Origin of the sequence: Streptomyces sp. NPDC026206, assembly GCF_040638465.1 — a bacterium.
Lineage (GTDB): Bacteria > Actinomycetota > Actinomycetes > Streptomycetales > Streptomycetaceae > Streptomyces.
In genome coordinates, this window is the sequence record NZ_JBEZYL010000023.1 from 1 (window position 1) to 13,695 (window position 13,695).

A 13,695-nucleotide genomic window follows, 5' to 3' on the forward strand; every position below is an offset into this window, starting at 1 on the left:
GCGGCTGGGTCGGCAGCCGGGTGTGGCTGGTGCCGGAAGACGGGACGTCCTATCCCTGGCTCCTGGAAGACGCGGAGAGCCTTGGGCAGCACTCCAGGAAGGACGGTCTCGTGCTCACCGGCCTGGACGACTACGAGGGCCCGCCCGAGGGACACCGAGGTCCCGTCCGGCTGCACGACGAGCACCGGTGGCTGGGCTCCTGCCGGGAATTCACCCGGGTCCTGCCGCCCGAGCGGGTGGAACCCCCGCTCGTTCTGCGAGGGCTCGCCCAGGGAGAGGAGCTGCGGCGGGCGCTGATGACGGGGACCCGGCGGGCGCTGGACCTGGAGCAGGCCGCCCTGGAGATACGGAACGAGCGGGGCGAGCTGCTTGCCGAGCGGCTGCTGTGGGCCACCGTCAGCGCCTGGCACCCGTCCGCACGCGGGGCGGATCTGATCGACCTGGAGCTGGACGGCAGGCTCCTCACGCCCATCGCGGAGCACGCCCGGCCGGTCTGGGAACGATGGCTTGCCGGGCCGCCCAAGACACCCGGCGCCTGGGCCGACCTCGACACCCGGCAGCGCGGGGCCTGGCTGGACCTCGTCCGGGAGAGAGCTTGCTGGCGCGCACACCATGACCGGTCGGCCGGCCATGCGTACGAGCTCGACGGCCGGCACATCACCGACGTGCCGGGTCTCTACCTGGCGCTCGGCGAGGCGGTGAACGGGCCGGGCGGCTACTTCGGCGGCTGCCTCAACGCCCTCGCCGACTGTCTGCGCGGCACCTTCGGCTACACCGCCCCCGCAACCCTGCTCTGGCGGCACACCGCGGCCGCGCACGAGCACCTGTCCCACGTCCTGACGCCGGACGGCCGGCCGTACGACCTGATCGCCGCCGCCCTCGGCGCCCTCGCTGAGGGCGGGATGCACGTCACCTGCGTGTGACGCGGGATCCGCCGCGCCGCAGCAGCGGCTACTCGGCTCGCCGGTGCCGTAGCGGAACCGGTCGAGCTCGACAAGGTCGAAGCGCCGCTCGGTCTGGGTGGCCTCCAGGCCGTGGGCGGGGGCCAGTTCAGGCGTGCCGATCCGTCTGCATCCGCGGTCCTCATGCGCGCCCGCACCGGCCGCCGCCCCAGCACCCCGCTGGCGGCGCAGCGAAAGGCCGGGGCCAGATGGCCGCGGGTCCACGGAGACGGCACCGCCCGCTGGAAGGTCGAGCGGCCCCGGGACGCCTACACCGCCGCCGAGCGCGGCCGCAGCGTGGTCCACCATGCCTCTTGTTTTGTGGCGGGCGGCGGCCCGGCGGAGCTCACCGCCGCCCAGGCCCTCGAGGCCCTGCGCCACCCGGGAGCCGTGCCGTGCGATGTGGGCGGAGCCGACCGGCGTGTGACGACCTGCTGAGAGCGGCTCCTGGCCTGCTGTGGGTGAACGGGCACGGCTACTCAGATCGAAGTGAGTAGCACTCCCGGCCGTGCGCGTCGGAGCCCGACGTTGGGCGTCCGGGGTGACGGTGGATAGCCGTCAAGGACGGGTGGTGATTCCGTATCCGATGCGAGCCAATCCGGCTCCTCCACCTGCGCACTCACGGCCCGGCAGAGCAACGACTCCGGCCCCCACGCTCTGTTGCCATGTTTCCGCCGTGTTCCGGCTGCCCCCTTCCGTTCTTGCTCCGGAATGTGGGCGATAGAATCCATATTCGATATTTGGGGGGCATGTCGGTGTCGCCCGCCATGACTTCCTTGGGGAGAAAAGTGCGACGTTCCCTCGTCCTCGTTGGTGCCGTTGTCTTGTCGTGCGCGGCATGTTCCACGGGTTCGGCACAGAAGCCACAACAGCCCGCGAAGGCGACTGCAGGGCCCGCCTCCTCACCCAGTTCCGATTCAGGGTCGGTGGTGCGGGCCGCAGTGGCCGCCACGGCAAAGAGCAGCGCCCGGATCGACGAACAGATCGAGATACGCGGCGACGGCACGAACTTCACCCTGGCCGTCAAAGGAAGCTTCGACAAGCCGGGCGGCAAGGGACGCCTGACCGTGAACCTCTCCAGCCAGGGCAACGCGAAGACGGTTCCCCTCGACGAGGTCTTCACCGAAAGCACCGTGTACTTCAGGATGCCGAACGAGGCAAGCGGCGACACCTCCTGGCGCTCAATTCCCCGTGACAAGGCCGAGTCCCACTACCTGTTGCGCTCACCGGTGAACGACCCCGCGCACGTTCTGCGGCAGGTGGAACGGATGCGCGACGTGTCGAAGGCCGGCGAGGAGAACGTCAACGGTGCGCCCACCGTGCACTACCGCGGCAAGTTGAACCACGAGATGCTCACGCTGCGAATGGCCGAGGACAGACGTGCCAAGTTCACCGAGGTGCGGGACAAGATTGGCAGCGACCTCCCCTCCTTCGCGGACGTATGGGTCGACCGGCATGGGCGCATCGTCCGTACCCGTCTCGACTGCTCCATGGGGGTAGCCGGGGGCACGGCCACGATGAACCTGACGGACCTCGGCAAGCCCGTGCAGACACAGGCCGTTCCGGAAGGCGCCGAGGCGGTACCGCCAAACACGGTTGGTGGCCCGCTCACGGGCTGAAGCTCTCGAGTGAACGACGGCCGGCCCATGAGCGAGGACGCGACAGCGTTCCCGTCCTCTTCCGCCTCGTCCCCGGCCATCGTTGCGCGCATGCTCAGCATGCTGAACCCCCGACCAGGCCAGCGGGTCATGGAGATCGGCACCGGTACGGGCTGGAACGCCGCTCTCCTCGCCCACGTCGTGGGGGCCGGGAACGTGACCACGATCGAAGTCGACGCCGAGCTCGCCCACCAAGCAGGAGCCGTCCTCACGAAGACGTCGCCCGGTGTGCGGGTGGTGTGCGGGGACGGCGCCCTCGGCGATCCGGCCGACGCCCCGTACGACCACATCCTGGCCACCTGCTCCCTGAACATGATCCCCTCCGCCTTCCTGAAGCAGACCCGGCCGGGCGGCACGATCCTCACCCCTTGGTCGCGGCCGTGGTGCGACTACGGACTGCTGCACCTGACTGTCGATGACCACGGCGGGGCTCAGGCCGCTTCCACCCGTACGCCGCGTTCATGCTCGCCCGCGGTCATCGGCTGGACCTGCGGATCTTCCGCGACATGGTCGCGGACGAGCACCAGCCGACCCAATCCCGGACCACGTTGTCACCCCAGACGGTCGCTGGCTACGACTTCGCCGCCCAGTTCGCCCTCGGCCTACGTCTGCCGGACCTGTGCTTCGCCTGGCACACAGACCCGCAGGGCCTGGACGGTGTGACCAGGCGCCTGTGGGTGGCCACCGCGGACGCGTCCTCGTGGGCGGCCGTTGACGAGACCGACGACGGGGACGAGAAGAGCTTCACGGTGTGGCAGCAGGGGCGACGCCGACTGTGGGACGAGGTCGCAACCGCCTGGGACTGGTACACGGCCGAAGGCTATCCAGAGCCCGGCCGCTTCGGCATGACCATCAGCCCCGACGGAGCCCACCAGCCCTGGCTGGACGGGCCCGGCAACCTGGTGCTCTGAACCAGGAGGGGGTGTGACCGAGATACGTACCAAAGGGGCAACGGGATGATCTCGAAGTCTTGATGCGCTTGGACTCACCTGCGGCGGCGGGCCGCGGGGTCGCGTTCGGCGACGTGTCGGGCGACCGAGCCGACGCCGGGGCGGGCGACCGCTCCAGGGAGCGGACGGAGGCGTGGCGGGAGCGGGCCGCAGCATCGGGGTCGAGGTGCCGTCCTCTGCGTCGTGCGTCAGGGCACTGTGACGTAGGCGGTGGAGCGTCCACCCGTCCAGGTCCTCGATGTTCTCGGGTGAGGCGAGCGGGTTGGCCAGCAGCCGGGTGTTCTCCTCGAAGATCTCCTCAGCCCTGCGGTAGGAGAGCCGGGCCCGGCCGGTCTCCGGGCACACGTCCGGCGTCGGCGTCCCGGCAGGGGCCCTGCGGTCGGTGAGGAACAGTGGGCCGCGGGTACGGCGGCCGATGAGGTGGGGCAGGAGCTGGGCGGTGCCGGACTGCCAGTGAATCCACTCGGTCGCCGCGCCCTTGGCGGTGATCTTCCCGCGTTTGTCCTGCAGTACAGGTCTTCCACGTTCAGGCACAGCACCTCATCGGCCCGTGCGGCGGACTCGTAGAGCATCTTCCACTGTGTCTTCTCCCGCAGGGCGACGTCCAGGCGCCACAGGGCGGCGATCTGGTTCAGTGCCAGGGCCTTGGTGCGGTCGGGCGGTGCCGGCCGCCGCTCGATGCCGATCGTCGGATCGGCTCCGATCCAGCCCTGGCGCTGCCACCAGCCGATTGCCTTGCGGGCGATGGATAGTTCGCGGTTGACGGTGTCGGCGTCCATCGCGTCCGCGCGGCCGCCGCCAGTTTGGCCAAGATCTCGGGCAGGGCCGGGTCGTCGACGGCGGCGACGGGGAAGAGGGGCGGTTTCGCGCCCCGGCGGGCGGGCCCGGTCGGCGCGGGTTCGCCGGTGAGCATCCATCCCCACGTCGTCAGCGAGATCCGGTAGATCCGCGCGGAGGACTTCGCGATGCCCGCGCCGGTGAGGTACCGCTCGACCGCCGCGGTGTACGAGGCCGGCGGGGCGGACAGGGGGACGACGCGGGCGCGCGGCAACCGCAACGCGCCCCCACTCCCGATGTCGGTCACTGGTTCGATCGCCATGCTCTCCCTGCCCTCCGACCCTGCCGCAGTAAATGCGTACACCTCACCCCGACTGCCGGACTGGCCCGCCGCAGGTCGCGGTGATCACGGTAGGGGCTCCGCCGCAGTAAATCCGGCATTTACTGCGGTAGTTCTTCCGGTCTCCGCTGGGCGGCTGCGGTGAGCTGGGCGGCCAGATTCTTGAGCGCCTGCCGTAGTTCGTCGGGATGGTGGATGGTGAAGGGCCACTCCAGGGAGGCGAGCATGTGGGCCATGCCGTCCAGCCGTTCTGCCCGTGCGTGCATGAGAACGCCGGTGGGCTGGGCGGTGAGGGTCACCGCTGGGCGCGGCAGCCGGCGGGCGATCTCATCGAGGGGGCCATGGATCGTCACCTCGACCTGCCAGCGGTATGGCCCCTGGGCGAGGGTCGAGGTCAGGTGGGCGACGGGGTCGAAGCCGTCGGGTGCGGTGAAGCTGTCGGCTCGGGGGGTGACGGAGGCGATGCGGTCGATGCGGAAGGTCCGCAGGCTGTCGCGGAGGTGGTCGTGGCCGACGACGTACCAGCGGCCGGTGTGGAAGACCACGCCGTAGGGGTCGATGTCGCGTTCGGTGTGTTCCTGGCGCCAGGACTGGTGGCTGATACCGACGGTCGCGCGGGCGCGGGAGGCCTGGGCCAGTGCCAGCAGGACGCCGGTTCCGGGTGCCTGACCGATCACGGCGTTGGCGGTGAACGACAGGGTCTCCCGCATGGCGGCGAGCGGCTCGCGCAGGGCGTGCGGAAGCACCCGCTCGATCTTGGCCAAGGCACCGGCACTGGCCGGCGCGGCAGTGCCCATGCCCAGACGTTCTGCCGCGAGCAGGCCAAGAACGACGGCGAGGGCCTCGTCATTGGTGAGGACCAGAGGGGGCATGCGGTAGCCGCGGGCCAGTCGGTAGCCGCCGTAGCGGCCACGTTCGGCCTCCACGGGGATGCCCAGTTCCCGCAGGTGCGCGGTGTACCGGCGCACCGTGCGCACGTCGGTGTCCAGCCGGTCGGCCAGCTCCACCCCGGTGAGCCGGGCGTTGGACTGGAGGAGTTCCAGCAGGGTCAGTACACGGGTCAGGGGATGCGACATGGATCACTCGGCATTTCAGGGCGGATTCTGTCCTGTATCGACTTTACGCTCCCCGCAGCACCTCACTTCAGGGAGATCACATGGCCACCTTCGTACTCGTTCCCGGCGCCTGGCTCGGGGCATGGGCCTGGGAAGACACCGCCCGAGCTCTGCGGGAGCGCGGCCACACGGCGCTGCCGCTGACACTGACCGGCCTGGCCGAACACGCCGACCAGGGCGGCCCTCAGACAGACCTGGACACGCACATCGCGGACATCACGGGATTCGTCGAAGAGCACGATCTGGGCGACGTCACGCTGGTCGCCCACAGCTACGCGGCTGCCCCGGTCACCGGGGCAGCTGGACGTCTCGGCGACCGGCTGGAACGCGTGATCTACGTGGACAGCGCCCCGTTCGCCGCAGGCATGTGCATGCTCGACCTCATGCCACCGCAAGCAGCGGACCAGCTGCGCCAGCAGGTCGACGCTTCTGGCCACGGGTGGCGGCTACCGATGCCGCCGCTTGAGGTCCTGGGCTTGTCCAGCAGCCTCGACGGGCTCGATGAGCGCCAGCGGAACGTTCTGCGCTCGCGTGCCACCCCTCAGCCGTTCGGCGCCTATACCCAGCGCCTCGCTGGCCCGGCCGAGCTCAGCGTCGGTGTGGACCGTGTCCTGGTCGCGTGCCATGACTTCACGGGGCTGCTGGATGCCGGGGTGCCGATGCTGGCCTACCTGAACCAGCCGCCGTGGCGACGCTTCGACCTGCCCACCGGACACTGGCCGATGCTGTCCGCGCCTGCCGAACTCGCCGACATCCTCGACAAGGCCGTCTCCTGACCGCGTCGGCCGAGAGGTACAGCCCGATGCCTGACCACGAAAGCGTCCGCAGGCTGCGGGCCCACGCTCAGGCCCTGGCCGGCGGAGCCCGGGAGGGCTCTGCCGAGGCGGTCGTCCGACGGGTCTTCGGCATCCAGGCCCAGGACGCCACGGCCGCCGACCTGGGCATCCGGGTACGCGGCCGGGACATCACCGCCCAGGCCATCCGCACGGCATACGAGAAAGAGCGGAGCATCGTCCGCAACTGGTACATGCGCGGCACCCTGCACACCATCCCCAGCAACGACGCCCGCTGGGTGTTGCAATTGCTGTCCCCGCGAATTCTTGCCGCAACCAACCGCCGCTACCAGCAGCTGGGCCTGGACGACGATCTGCGCCAGCGCGCCGACCATCTCATCCGGCACGCTCTTGCCGCGCACGGACCACTCACCCGGGCCGAGCTGACCGAGCACCTCACCACCCTCGGTATTCCGCCGGACGGGCAGGCGCCTTTCCACCTGATCCGCCATGCAGCACTCACCGGCATCCTCTGTCACGGCCCGCAGCGCGCCGGTGAGGCCACGTATGTACTGCTCAACGACTGGCTGCCCACCACCGGGCGCTTCCGGTGGGAGGGTGACTCTGCCCTCGCCGAGCTGGCCCGCCGCTACCTGGCCGCGCACGCCCCCGCCACCCTGGAAGACTTCGCCGCCTGGTCCGGAATGCCGATCACCTGGGCCCGCACGGCCTGGAAAATGCTGGCGGAATACGGCGCGATCAACGAATACGGCGCGTCGACCATGCTCGCCGGGCGGGTGAAAGAACTCCTAGGCGCGTCTGACACCCCGGACGTTCGCATGCTGCCCGCCTACGACAACTACCTGATCGGCTACCGCACCCGCGAGGTGTCCGTCCCCGCTCTCCACCAGGCTCGCGTCTGGCCAGGAGGCGGCCTCATCCGGCCCACCGTCATCGCCGACGGCCTGGCCATCGCCACCTGGACCCGTGGCTCCGGCGCACGCTCCATCAAGGTGGATGCGTTCGGGCCTGTCCTCCCTCAGATTCAGAGGGAGGTCGGTGTGGAGAAGGACGCCGTCGTCCGCTTCCTGCGGCCCACCACATACCGACCGCCTCCGTGCTGACCTGAGTGCTACATCCGCTGATCATGTGACTTACAGTGAGCGCCATCACAGCACGGGGAGAGGCGATGAAGAGGGGGCGGGGCCGGTGGCGTTCCTGACCGACGAGCAGCGCCGCACCTACGGAACGTTCACACAGGTGCCAGACGACGGGCAGCTGGCCGGCTACTTCCTCCTCGACCGCGACGCCCAGCGTCTCGGCCGGCACTGGCAGCCCGCCGGCCCGGCCGATGTCTACGCCACCACGAACGGCCGCCGGGCCGGCCGCCCCGGCACGCATCTCATCCTGCTGGCCCCGACGTCCAGGAGGACCGCTTCATGAGGACCGCTTCATGACGACACGGCAGCCGGACCACGCGGCGGACGCGGGCGACGGACGGAGCTCAAGCTGACTCATGTCACTGTCGTTCCGCCCTGCCGGACGCAGGCGTCCGTCTCTCCCAGCAACCGGTCGAGCAATGCGGTACTTAGCGCGTAAGGGCTTTCGTTGTCCGGCCACTGAATGCCGGTGCCCGCCATCAGACGGGTGAGCCTTGAAGTGATCAGGCAGAACCGGAAGGCGGCGAAGACCTCGTAATAGGGCAGGTGCCGCATCGCGCGGCCGAGCAGGGACCCGTGAGGGAAGGCACCTCGGGAGGAGACCGCAACCTCACCGCCGCAGCACCCCCCGAGAAGGGCCAGCGACGGAAACGACAGCCAGGCCCAGGCGGCGAACCACGGGATGAGGGCACGGCCGGTGGCAACTGCGCCCCGTCGTCCAGCGCGCCGCGTCCGGCATGCTGTGGGGGGTGAGCGAGGCCGGGTCCCGCAAATCGTTGGTCACCGCGTCGAGCCCGCCCGGCGCACCGGCCCCGACGCCGTCGGGGGCCTGGTCGAGGCGCGTGCGCAAGGCGTCGGGGATTCGGCCACCGTGTGATCGATCGGCTTTTCGGGTCGGGGCATGGGGCTTCAGCTCCCCGAGCCGTTGGTCAGGGCGGCATTGAGCAGCCGCCGCAGCAGCCCTCGTCTCCCGCCTGTGCTCCTGCCTCCCTTCACGCTGGCGGCCAGCAGGACGGTGACGCCGACCACGCCGGCGGCACCGAGGAGGATGGCGACGTCGCGCACCGGCATGCGAGCGGAGAGGCTGAGGGTGACGGCCGCGGCGAGGTAGGCCACAAGCACGAGGGCCTGCGGCATGCCAAAGCGGCCAGCAGCAGGTGCGGGTGAGGTCGGTATCTGGTCGGTGTGCTGCATAGGGAACCCCCCGAGGGACGAGCCGGGCGGCGGCCTGGGTGGGCCGCCGCCGGCTACCTGGTGCTGACTCACCGAGCTGGGGACCGCGAGGTGCTTGGCGGCGCCTCGTGCGCGGTTCCGTAATCACAAAGCGTCGCAGGCCCCACGCGTCTCGCGTAGCCGTTCACGGATTGACTGAAGTGCCGTCCAAGAGTGGGCCTGTTTGGCGGCCTGTGAACCAAAGCGGGGTCTGACCTGCGCGAACGGACGTGGCCCGAGAATTGGCTCACCTTCTGCCCCTGTCTTCTTGCTTCACGATGCCGCTCGTTGCCGGGATAGTCCCTATCAACTTGATGCGGGTAGTTGATAAGCACCCACACCAAGGCCCCCGCGAGTGCTGACTCAAACCGATTCACGAGGGGATCGCAAGAACCGTTGATCAGGCTTGGCGACTGATCAACACCATGAGGTCCTGCGGGCCGCCCCTGGCACGGGCACCACTGCGGACCTCGTCGGCGGGACGTCCCCCAGCGCCCCCCAGAGCCGTAGGGCCAGGGGAGTGCCGAGGTCCCAACCTGCTGAAGAATTACCGGGAGGCCCACCGCCTTCCGGACAACATGGTGGGGCTCGGCCATCATCGGCCAAGCCCCACCATCGCTTGCGCTGGAGCCAGGAACTGGAGCGATCCCGCCCTTCTTCAGCGCCGGCCAAGGCTCGACGAACGCCCCCAACAGTCGGTCGACCCGGGCCAGTGCGGCCGCGGCCGCGGCCGCCGCCTGCCCCGCCGCCGCGCCCTCGTGCGCCGACCGGAGCCCGGGCGTCGGCTGCTTCGGCTCCATAGGGGCCGGGGGCGGTTTGGCGTGGTCGTCGTAGTAGCTGCGGTCCAGCGGGGCGCGGAACAGGTCCACCGCGGCGGGTGGATGCGGACCACGCCCCACGAGCGACGGGTCCGCTGTACGATCTGCGGGCAGGCAAGTCGCGTACGCCTCCCGCCTTCACCGGCGCCCACGCCGTCAGGTGATCGTCCGGCCAAGGTCCTCCGGGGCCCGCGTTCCCTCGGCATTCATCGTCCGGCGGGAGCGTGGAAGACCGCCAGGAACGAGCAGAAGATGCCCAAGAGGCAGCCCACCGTCGCACAGATGGCCCGCCTTCGTCAGGTCGGCACGGGTGAGAAGTACACCGAAGCCCTGCGGGCCGTGCACTCCGCCCGCTCCCAGCAGTTCGTGATGTTCTGCGCCCGCGGAGCCGGCTGGAACCCGATCACCGAACGTGCCGCGCGGCGATTCACGCAGATCTGGCCCAGCGGACCCAGGCCGCACTGGGAAGAGAAGTTCGGCGAACTGTGCTGGAAGTCCTTCCCATGGTCCACTGCCCCAGCCGAGGCCAGCGCAGTGATCCTCAAGGCATTCGCGGAGGCGGAGGTAACGTGCCAGACCTGCCCGTCGCCAGGACGCAAGCGGGTGGTGTGGATCTGGGAACCGCAGTACGGCTGGATCACGCCCTGGGTCAAGACCTGCTGTGACGGCTGCTACTGGGTGCCACGGAACCTCCTCGACGACAAGGAGTACCAGTTCTTGTTCGAGGAGTACGAGGAAACCGAGCCCGACCCGGACGGCTGTTGTGTGGCGATCGAGGAGGTGGCCTCCGCTGTTCGAGCGCAGTTCGATCAAGGCGGGGTGCCGGCGCTGCGGCCGATGCTGGAGGAACTGCGGAAGTCGATGTGGTCGCGCAGTCCGCATTACGACGTCTTCAGCGGTCACGCGGTGGCGATGGCCGTGGAGCGGGCATGCGAGCCGCTGTTTTTCCGGGTTAGGCAGGGAGAAGTCGTATCAGACCCTTTGCTGTCTGCGGCGGAACGGCAGCAAGTTGCGCAGGCCATCGGCCGCCAGATGGAAGTGCTCAGAGAGATGGAGGCGGAAGAGCACCGCGACTGACAGCGGCCCCGGGGACCGGCCTGTCGCACGTACGGCGTCGGCGGCGCCCGCGCGACGAGGCCGCTGTAGGTTCCGTGTTTCGGTGTCCAACGGCATCGCCGTGACCCGCAGGGATTCGGCATTCCGCGCTCGTGTCCTCCGAACGCGTTCCGCAGAACCGTGTCCAATCCTCGCCTGGCCTGTTTCGCGTGGCGGGCGGGCCTCAACTCTTGACGGCCTCGGCGATCTGCAGAGCTGCCTGTGCGGGCGTGAGGTGGGTGGTGTCGATGACCTCGGCCTCACCGTGTAGCCACGTGCGGGCCGCCTCGGCGTAGGGCTCAAGGTATTTGAGACGGAACGGGGAGTTGGGGCCAAGAACAGTGTCGCCCGTGATGCGCTCACGGAGGGTGTCCTGGTCGGCGTGGAGGACGAAGTGCCGTACCGGAATGGCATGGTTGGCGAGGCCCGTGCTGATCTCGCGCCAGTACTCCTCGATCAGGACAGTCATGGGCATCACCAGAGTGCCGCCGGTGTAGTCGAGTACGCGGCGGGCGGTCTCGACTACGAGCGGCCGCCACGGCGGCCAGTGCTGGAAGTTGTCCGTCCCGGGCAGCCCCGGCGTGATGTCCATGAGTGTCTCGCCAACCTTCTCGGCGTCGAACACCCGTGAATCCGGGATCAGCTGCTGCACAAGTGCACTGGTCGTCGTCTTGCCTGCGCCGTGGGTGCCGTTGAGCCATACGATCACGGGACCGACGCTACCGCTGTGCGGGCCGAATCCTCGATGCGTGTCTCGGGTGCGCCGGACGTCAGTCCTCTTCCTCGTCGTCCTCGTCGTCCTCGGCGGCGTCGGGGCACGGAAGGGGCGCAGGCCCCGGCCGGGGCCGCTGGCCTTGATATCGGTATCGGCCCCGACGCCCCCGGCAAGGAGACGGTGACGCTCAATCTCGCCCACGCCCTCGTCGGCGCGACCGAGAACCACGCGATGCGCGCCGAGGCAGCCGCGCGCGAGGCCGGCATCGGCATCCAGGAGATCGGAGAGGCGACCGGGCAGGCGTTCAACGGCGCGGCTGGCCGCAGCGTCGCCGATGACGTCTTCCTGCTCTCCTGGCGGGCGCAGCGGCTGGCCCAGGCCGTCGGGCAGGTCAACGCGAACAACGAGGCGGACAAGGTGACGAAGGCGGTCGAGCTGACCGCCGGCGCCCTGATGGACCTGCTCCAGGCGGCGCACACCATGCGCAACCCCGAGCGCGGTGACGGCGAGGCGCGGGATGCGGCCCGGTGCGTACAGGCGGCCGACAAGGCTCTCACCGAGGCCCAGGAGACCGGCGGTCTCGAGGTCCTGGCTCAGCTGCTGGAGCTGACCGACTAGCCGATCGTGCGCCTCGCGTGGTGCGCCCTTCTTTGCTCACGGCCGAGGGGCGGGCCGCATGCGTATCCAGGTGCGAGGGGTGCCCGGTCGTAGCTGTCACCGGCGACCAGGTCGTAACCGCAGCGTGGGCACAGGCCCTTCTGCCGCACCGCAAGGTCGTCCCGGCTGTCTTTTGAGCACGTCGATAGCCGCAGGAAGCAGGAAGCACACGCCCGGCTTTCTGGCCGCAATGCCGGGCGGGAGCTGGTGGTGTGCGACGTCCGGCTCCGGCGACTGGTCCATGAAGCGGATGAAGTGAAGCGGCCGCCGCGGAGGTGGCGGCCGCCTGCGGCTGGCACTACATGGTTGTGGGGGCCGGCTGGCGGCCGCATGCGGGCAGGACCGCACTTGGTGGTCCGGGCTGGTGCCATCAGTGGCTACGACGACGCCGGAGGCGTGCCGGTCATGGTCACCCTGGCCGACCCGCATGACTCCGCGGCGGAGGAAGTGCTGTTCCGGCCGCGGCAGGTGAACCTGCCGCGGCCGCCGGTAGCCAAAGCCGCACGTGTCGGTGAAGGACCCGGAGCCGGACTTCACCGACCTGTTCTTGAAGGGCCTGGCCGGGCCGGCCCCTGACGGCGGTCCGTAACGTGCGGACAGGCGGCTTTGACCCGCAGCGTCAGGGAGAACTGGCGTTGGGGGTGTAGGTCAGGACCGCGCATCCGTTGTCCCCTGCGTCACCGGGGAGGGAAGACTCCTGACGGGGTTCGGGTTCCACTCCCGAGAAATTGCCGGCGCCGCGCCGTCCGTTGCCGCCACCGCCGTGACCTGGGCAGATCTCGGAAGTCGGCGCGCCGAACCCGGCCTGACCGGGGTCGTTGCGATAGCCATTGTCGCCGCGATGACCGGCCTTGCCCGGTTTGACGTTGCGCCGGTCGCCCCTGCGCCAGCTGCGCGTTACGGCACCGCCCGCTCCTCCCGAGCCACCGTAGCCACTGCTGAAGGATCCGGATCCTTGGCCACCACTTCCCTGGTCCCCGCCTGCGGCGTTTACCAGGGCCCGGGGTCCGGGGTACCTGCTGATGAAGACGACGCTATCGTCCCCTTCCTCCCCGGAGGCACCGTTGCCGCGCCGGCCGCTTCCGCCCCCGCCGCCCGCGCCGCCGCTTCCGACCATGATGGTAAACGTCTCTCCCGGCCTGACCTCGATGTCGCACGACGCTACGGCGCCGCTTCCGCCGCCGCCGCCCGCGCCGCCACTCAGGGTCCCGTTGTTGTTGCCTCCGCCTCCGCCTCCGCCTCCGCCGCCGCCCACAGCCGCGACGTGGACCTGGCTGACGCCCTCCGGCACGGTGAAGGTGTACTCGCCGGGCGAGCCGAACATTTGGACCTCTGCTGCGGACGCGGTACTGGGCGACAGCAACGACGCGGCCATCACCGCAGACACCACAACCGCGCATCTCGACACGGAAGATGGGATCAGTCTCATGAGAAACCTCCAGCGGAGAGTGGTTGTCTATTACCTGATCTGTTCACGCCCTCAC

The 13,695-nt window shown here is 69.6% G+C and carries 15 protein-coding genes and 1 pseudogene; 10 read left to right on the forward strand and 6 right to left on the reverse strand.

What is annotated here, in order from left to right; all coding sequences use genetic code 11:
• The 5 genes and pseudogenes from AB0F13_RS25025 to AB0F13_RS25045 form a co-directional block, all read left to right on the forward strand.
• A partial coding sequence (locus AB0F13_RS25025; RefSeq protein ID WP_362086479.1) for a barstar family protein occupies nucleotides 1–923 on the forward strand: 923 nt, incomplete at its 5' end.
• A 162-nt stretch (nucleotides 924–1,085) separates the two neighbouring features.
• Complete coding sequence (locus AB0F13_RS25030) at nucleotides 1,086–1,379, forward strand: DUF6233 domain-containing protein (RefSeq protein WP_362086482.1); 294 nt, start codon at nucleotides 1,086–1,088, stop codon at nucleotides 1,377–1,379.
• Between the two features lie 503 nt (nucleotides 1,380–1,882).
• Nucleotides 1,883–2,560: a hypothetical protein gene (locus tag AB0F13_RS25035; RefSeq protein WP_362086485.1), complete on the forward strand. Its 678-nt coding sequence runs from the start codon at nucleotides 1,883–1,885 to the stop codon at nucleotides 2,558–2,560.
• A 27-nt stretch (nucleotides 2,561–2,587) separates the two neighbouring features.
• Nucleotides 2,588–2,956: pseudogene (locus tag AB0F13_RS25040) on the forward strand (methyltransferase domain-containing protein); the annotation flags it as partial.
• A gap of 104 nt (nucleotides 2,957–3,060) precedes the next feature.
• Nucleotides 3,061–3,510 (forward strand): hypothetical protein, encoded by a 450-nt coding sequence (locus AB0F13_RS25045; protein WP_362086640.1) that lies wholly within the window; start codon nucleotides 3,061–3,063, stop codon nucleotides 3,508–3,510.
• A gap of 670 nt (nucleotides 3,511–4,180) precedes the next feature.
• Here the strand turns inward: AB0F13_RS25045 and AB0F13_RS25050 are convergent.
• Nucleotides 4,181–4,648 (reverse strand): hypothetical protein, encoded by a 468-nt coding sequence (locus AB0F13_RS25050; protein WP_362086488.1) that lies wholly within the window; start codon nucleotides 4,646–4,648, stop codon nucleotides 4,181–4,183.
• A gap of 119 nt (nucleotides 4,649–4,767) precedes the next feature.
• Nucleotides 4,768–5,742 carry a YafY family protein gene (locus tag AB0F13_RS25055; RefSeq protein WP_361981581.1) on the reverse strand — a complete coding sequence of 325 codons (975 nt, stop codon included), beginning with the start codon at nucleotides 5,740–5,742 and terminating at the stop codon, nucleotides 4,768–4,770.
• 80 nt (nucleotides 5,743–5,822) lie between these two features.
• On the opposite strand from AB0F13_RS25055, the gene AB0F13_RS25060 reads away from it, so the two are divergent.
• From AB0F13_RS25060 to AB0F13_RS25070, 3 genes are all read left to right on the forward strand, one after another.
• Entirely contained in the window at nucleotides 5,823–6,557 is a 735-nt protein-coding gene (locus AB0F13_RS25060; RefSeq protein WP_362086491.1) for an alpha/beta hydrolase, read from the forward strand.
• 26 nt (nucleotides 6,558–6,583) lie between these two features.
• On the forward strand, nucleotides 6,584–7,678 hold the full coding sequence (locus AB0F13_RS25065; protein WP_362086494.1) for a winged helix DNA-binding domain-containing protein: 1,095 nt from the start codon (nucleotides 6,584–6,586) through the stop codon (nucleotides 7,676–7,678).
• An 85-nt stretch (nucleotides 7,679–7,763) separates the two neighbouring features.
• Nucleotides 7,764–7,997, forward strand: coding sequence for a hypothetical protein (locus AB0F13_RS25070; RefSeq protein ID WP_362086497.1), 234 nt, complete (start codon nucleotides 7,764–7,766; stop codon nucleotides 7,995–7,997).
• 71 nt (nucleotides 7,998–8,068) lie between these two features.
• Here the strand turns inward: AB0F13_RS25070 and AB0F13_RS25075 are convergent, their stop codons facing one another.
• Entirely contained in the window at nucleotides 8,069–8,269 is a 201-nt protein-coding gene (locus AB0F13_RS25075; protein WP_362086500.1) for a hypothetical protein, read from the reverse strand.
• A 354-nt stretch (nucleotides 8,270–8,623) separates the two neighbouring features.
• Entirely contained in the window at nucleotides 8,624–8,851 is a 228-nt protein-coding gene (locus tag AB0F13_RS25080) for a hypothetical protein (protein WP_362086504.1), read from the reverse strand.
• A gap of 1,145 nt (nucleotides 8,852–9,996) precedes the next feature.
• Between AB0F13_RS25080 and AB0F13_RS25085 the strand changes: the two genes are divergently transcribed.
• Nucleotides 9,997–10,821: a hypothetical protein gene (locus tag AB0F13_RS25085; protein WP_362086507.1), complete on the forward strand. Its 825-nt coding sequence runs from the start codon at nucleotides 9,997–9,999 to the stop codon at nucleotides 10,819–10,821.
• A gap of 202 nt (nucleotides 10,822–11,023) precedes the next feature.
• On the opposite strand, the gene AB0F13_RS25090 is transcribed toward AB0F13_RS25085, so the two are convergent.
• On the reverse strand, nucleotides 11,024–11,548 hold the full coding sequence (locus AB0F13_RS25090; RefSeq protein ID WP_362086510.1) for an ATP-binding protein: 525 nt from the start codon (nucleotides 11,546–11,548) through the stop codon (nucleotides 11,024–11,026).
• Between the two features lie 186 nt (nucleotides 11,549–11,734).
• On the opposite strand from AB0F13_RS25090, the gene AB0F13_RS25095 reads away from it, so the two are divergent.
• The gene (locus AB0F13_RS25095; RefSeq protein ID WP_362086512.1) at nucleotides 11,735–12,172 is read left to right on the forward strand and encodes a hypothetical protein; all 438 of its coding nucleotides are present in this window, start codon (nucleotides 11,735–11,737) and stop codon (nucleotides 12,170–12,172) included.
• Between the two features lie 658 nt (nucleotides 12,173–12,830).
• Here the strand turns inward: AB0F13_RS25095 and AB0F13_RS25100 are convergent.
• Nucleotides 12,831–13,640, reverse strand: coding sequence for a glycine-rich domain-containing protein (locus AB0F13_RS25100; protein ID WP_362086515.1), 810 nt, complete (start codon nucleotides 13,638–13,640; stop codon nucleotides 12,831–12,833).
• Nucleotides 13,641–13,695: the final 55 nt, after the last annotated feature.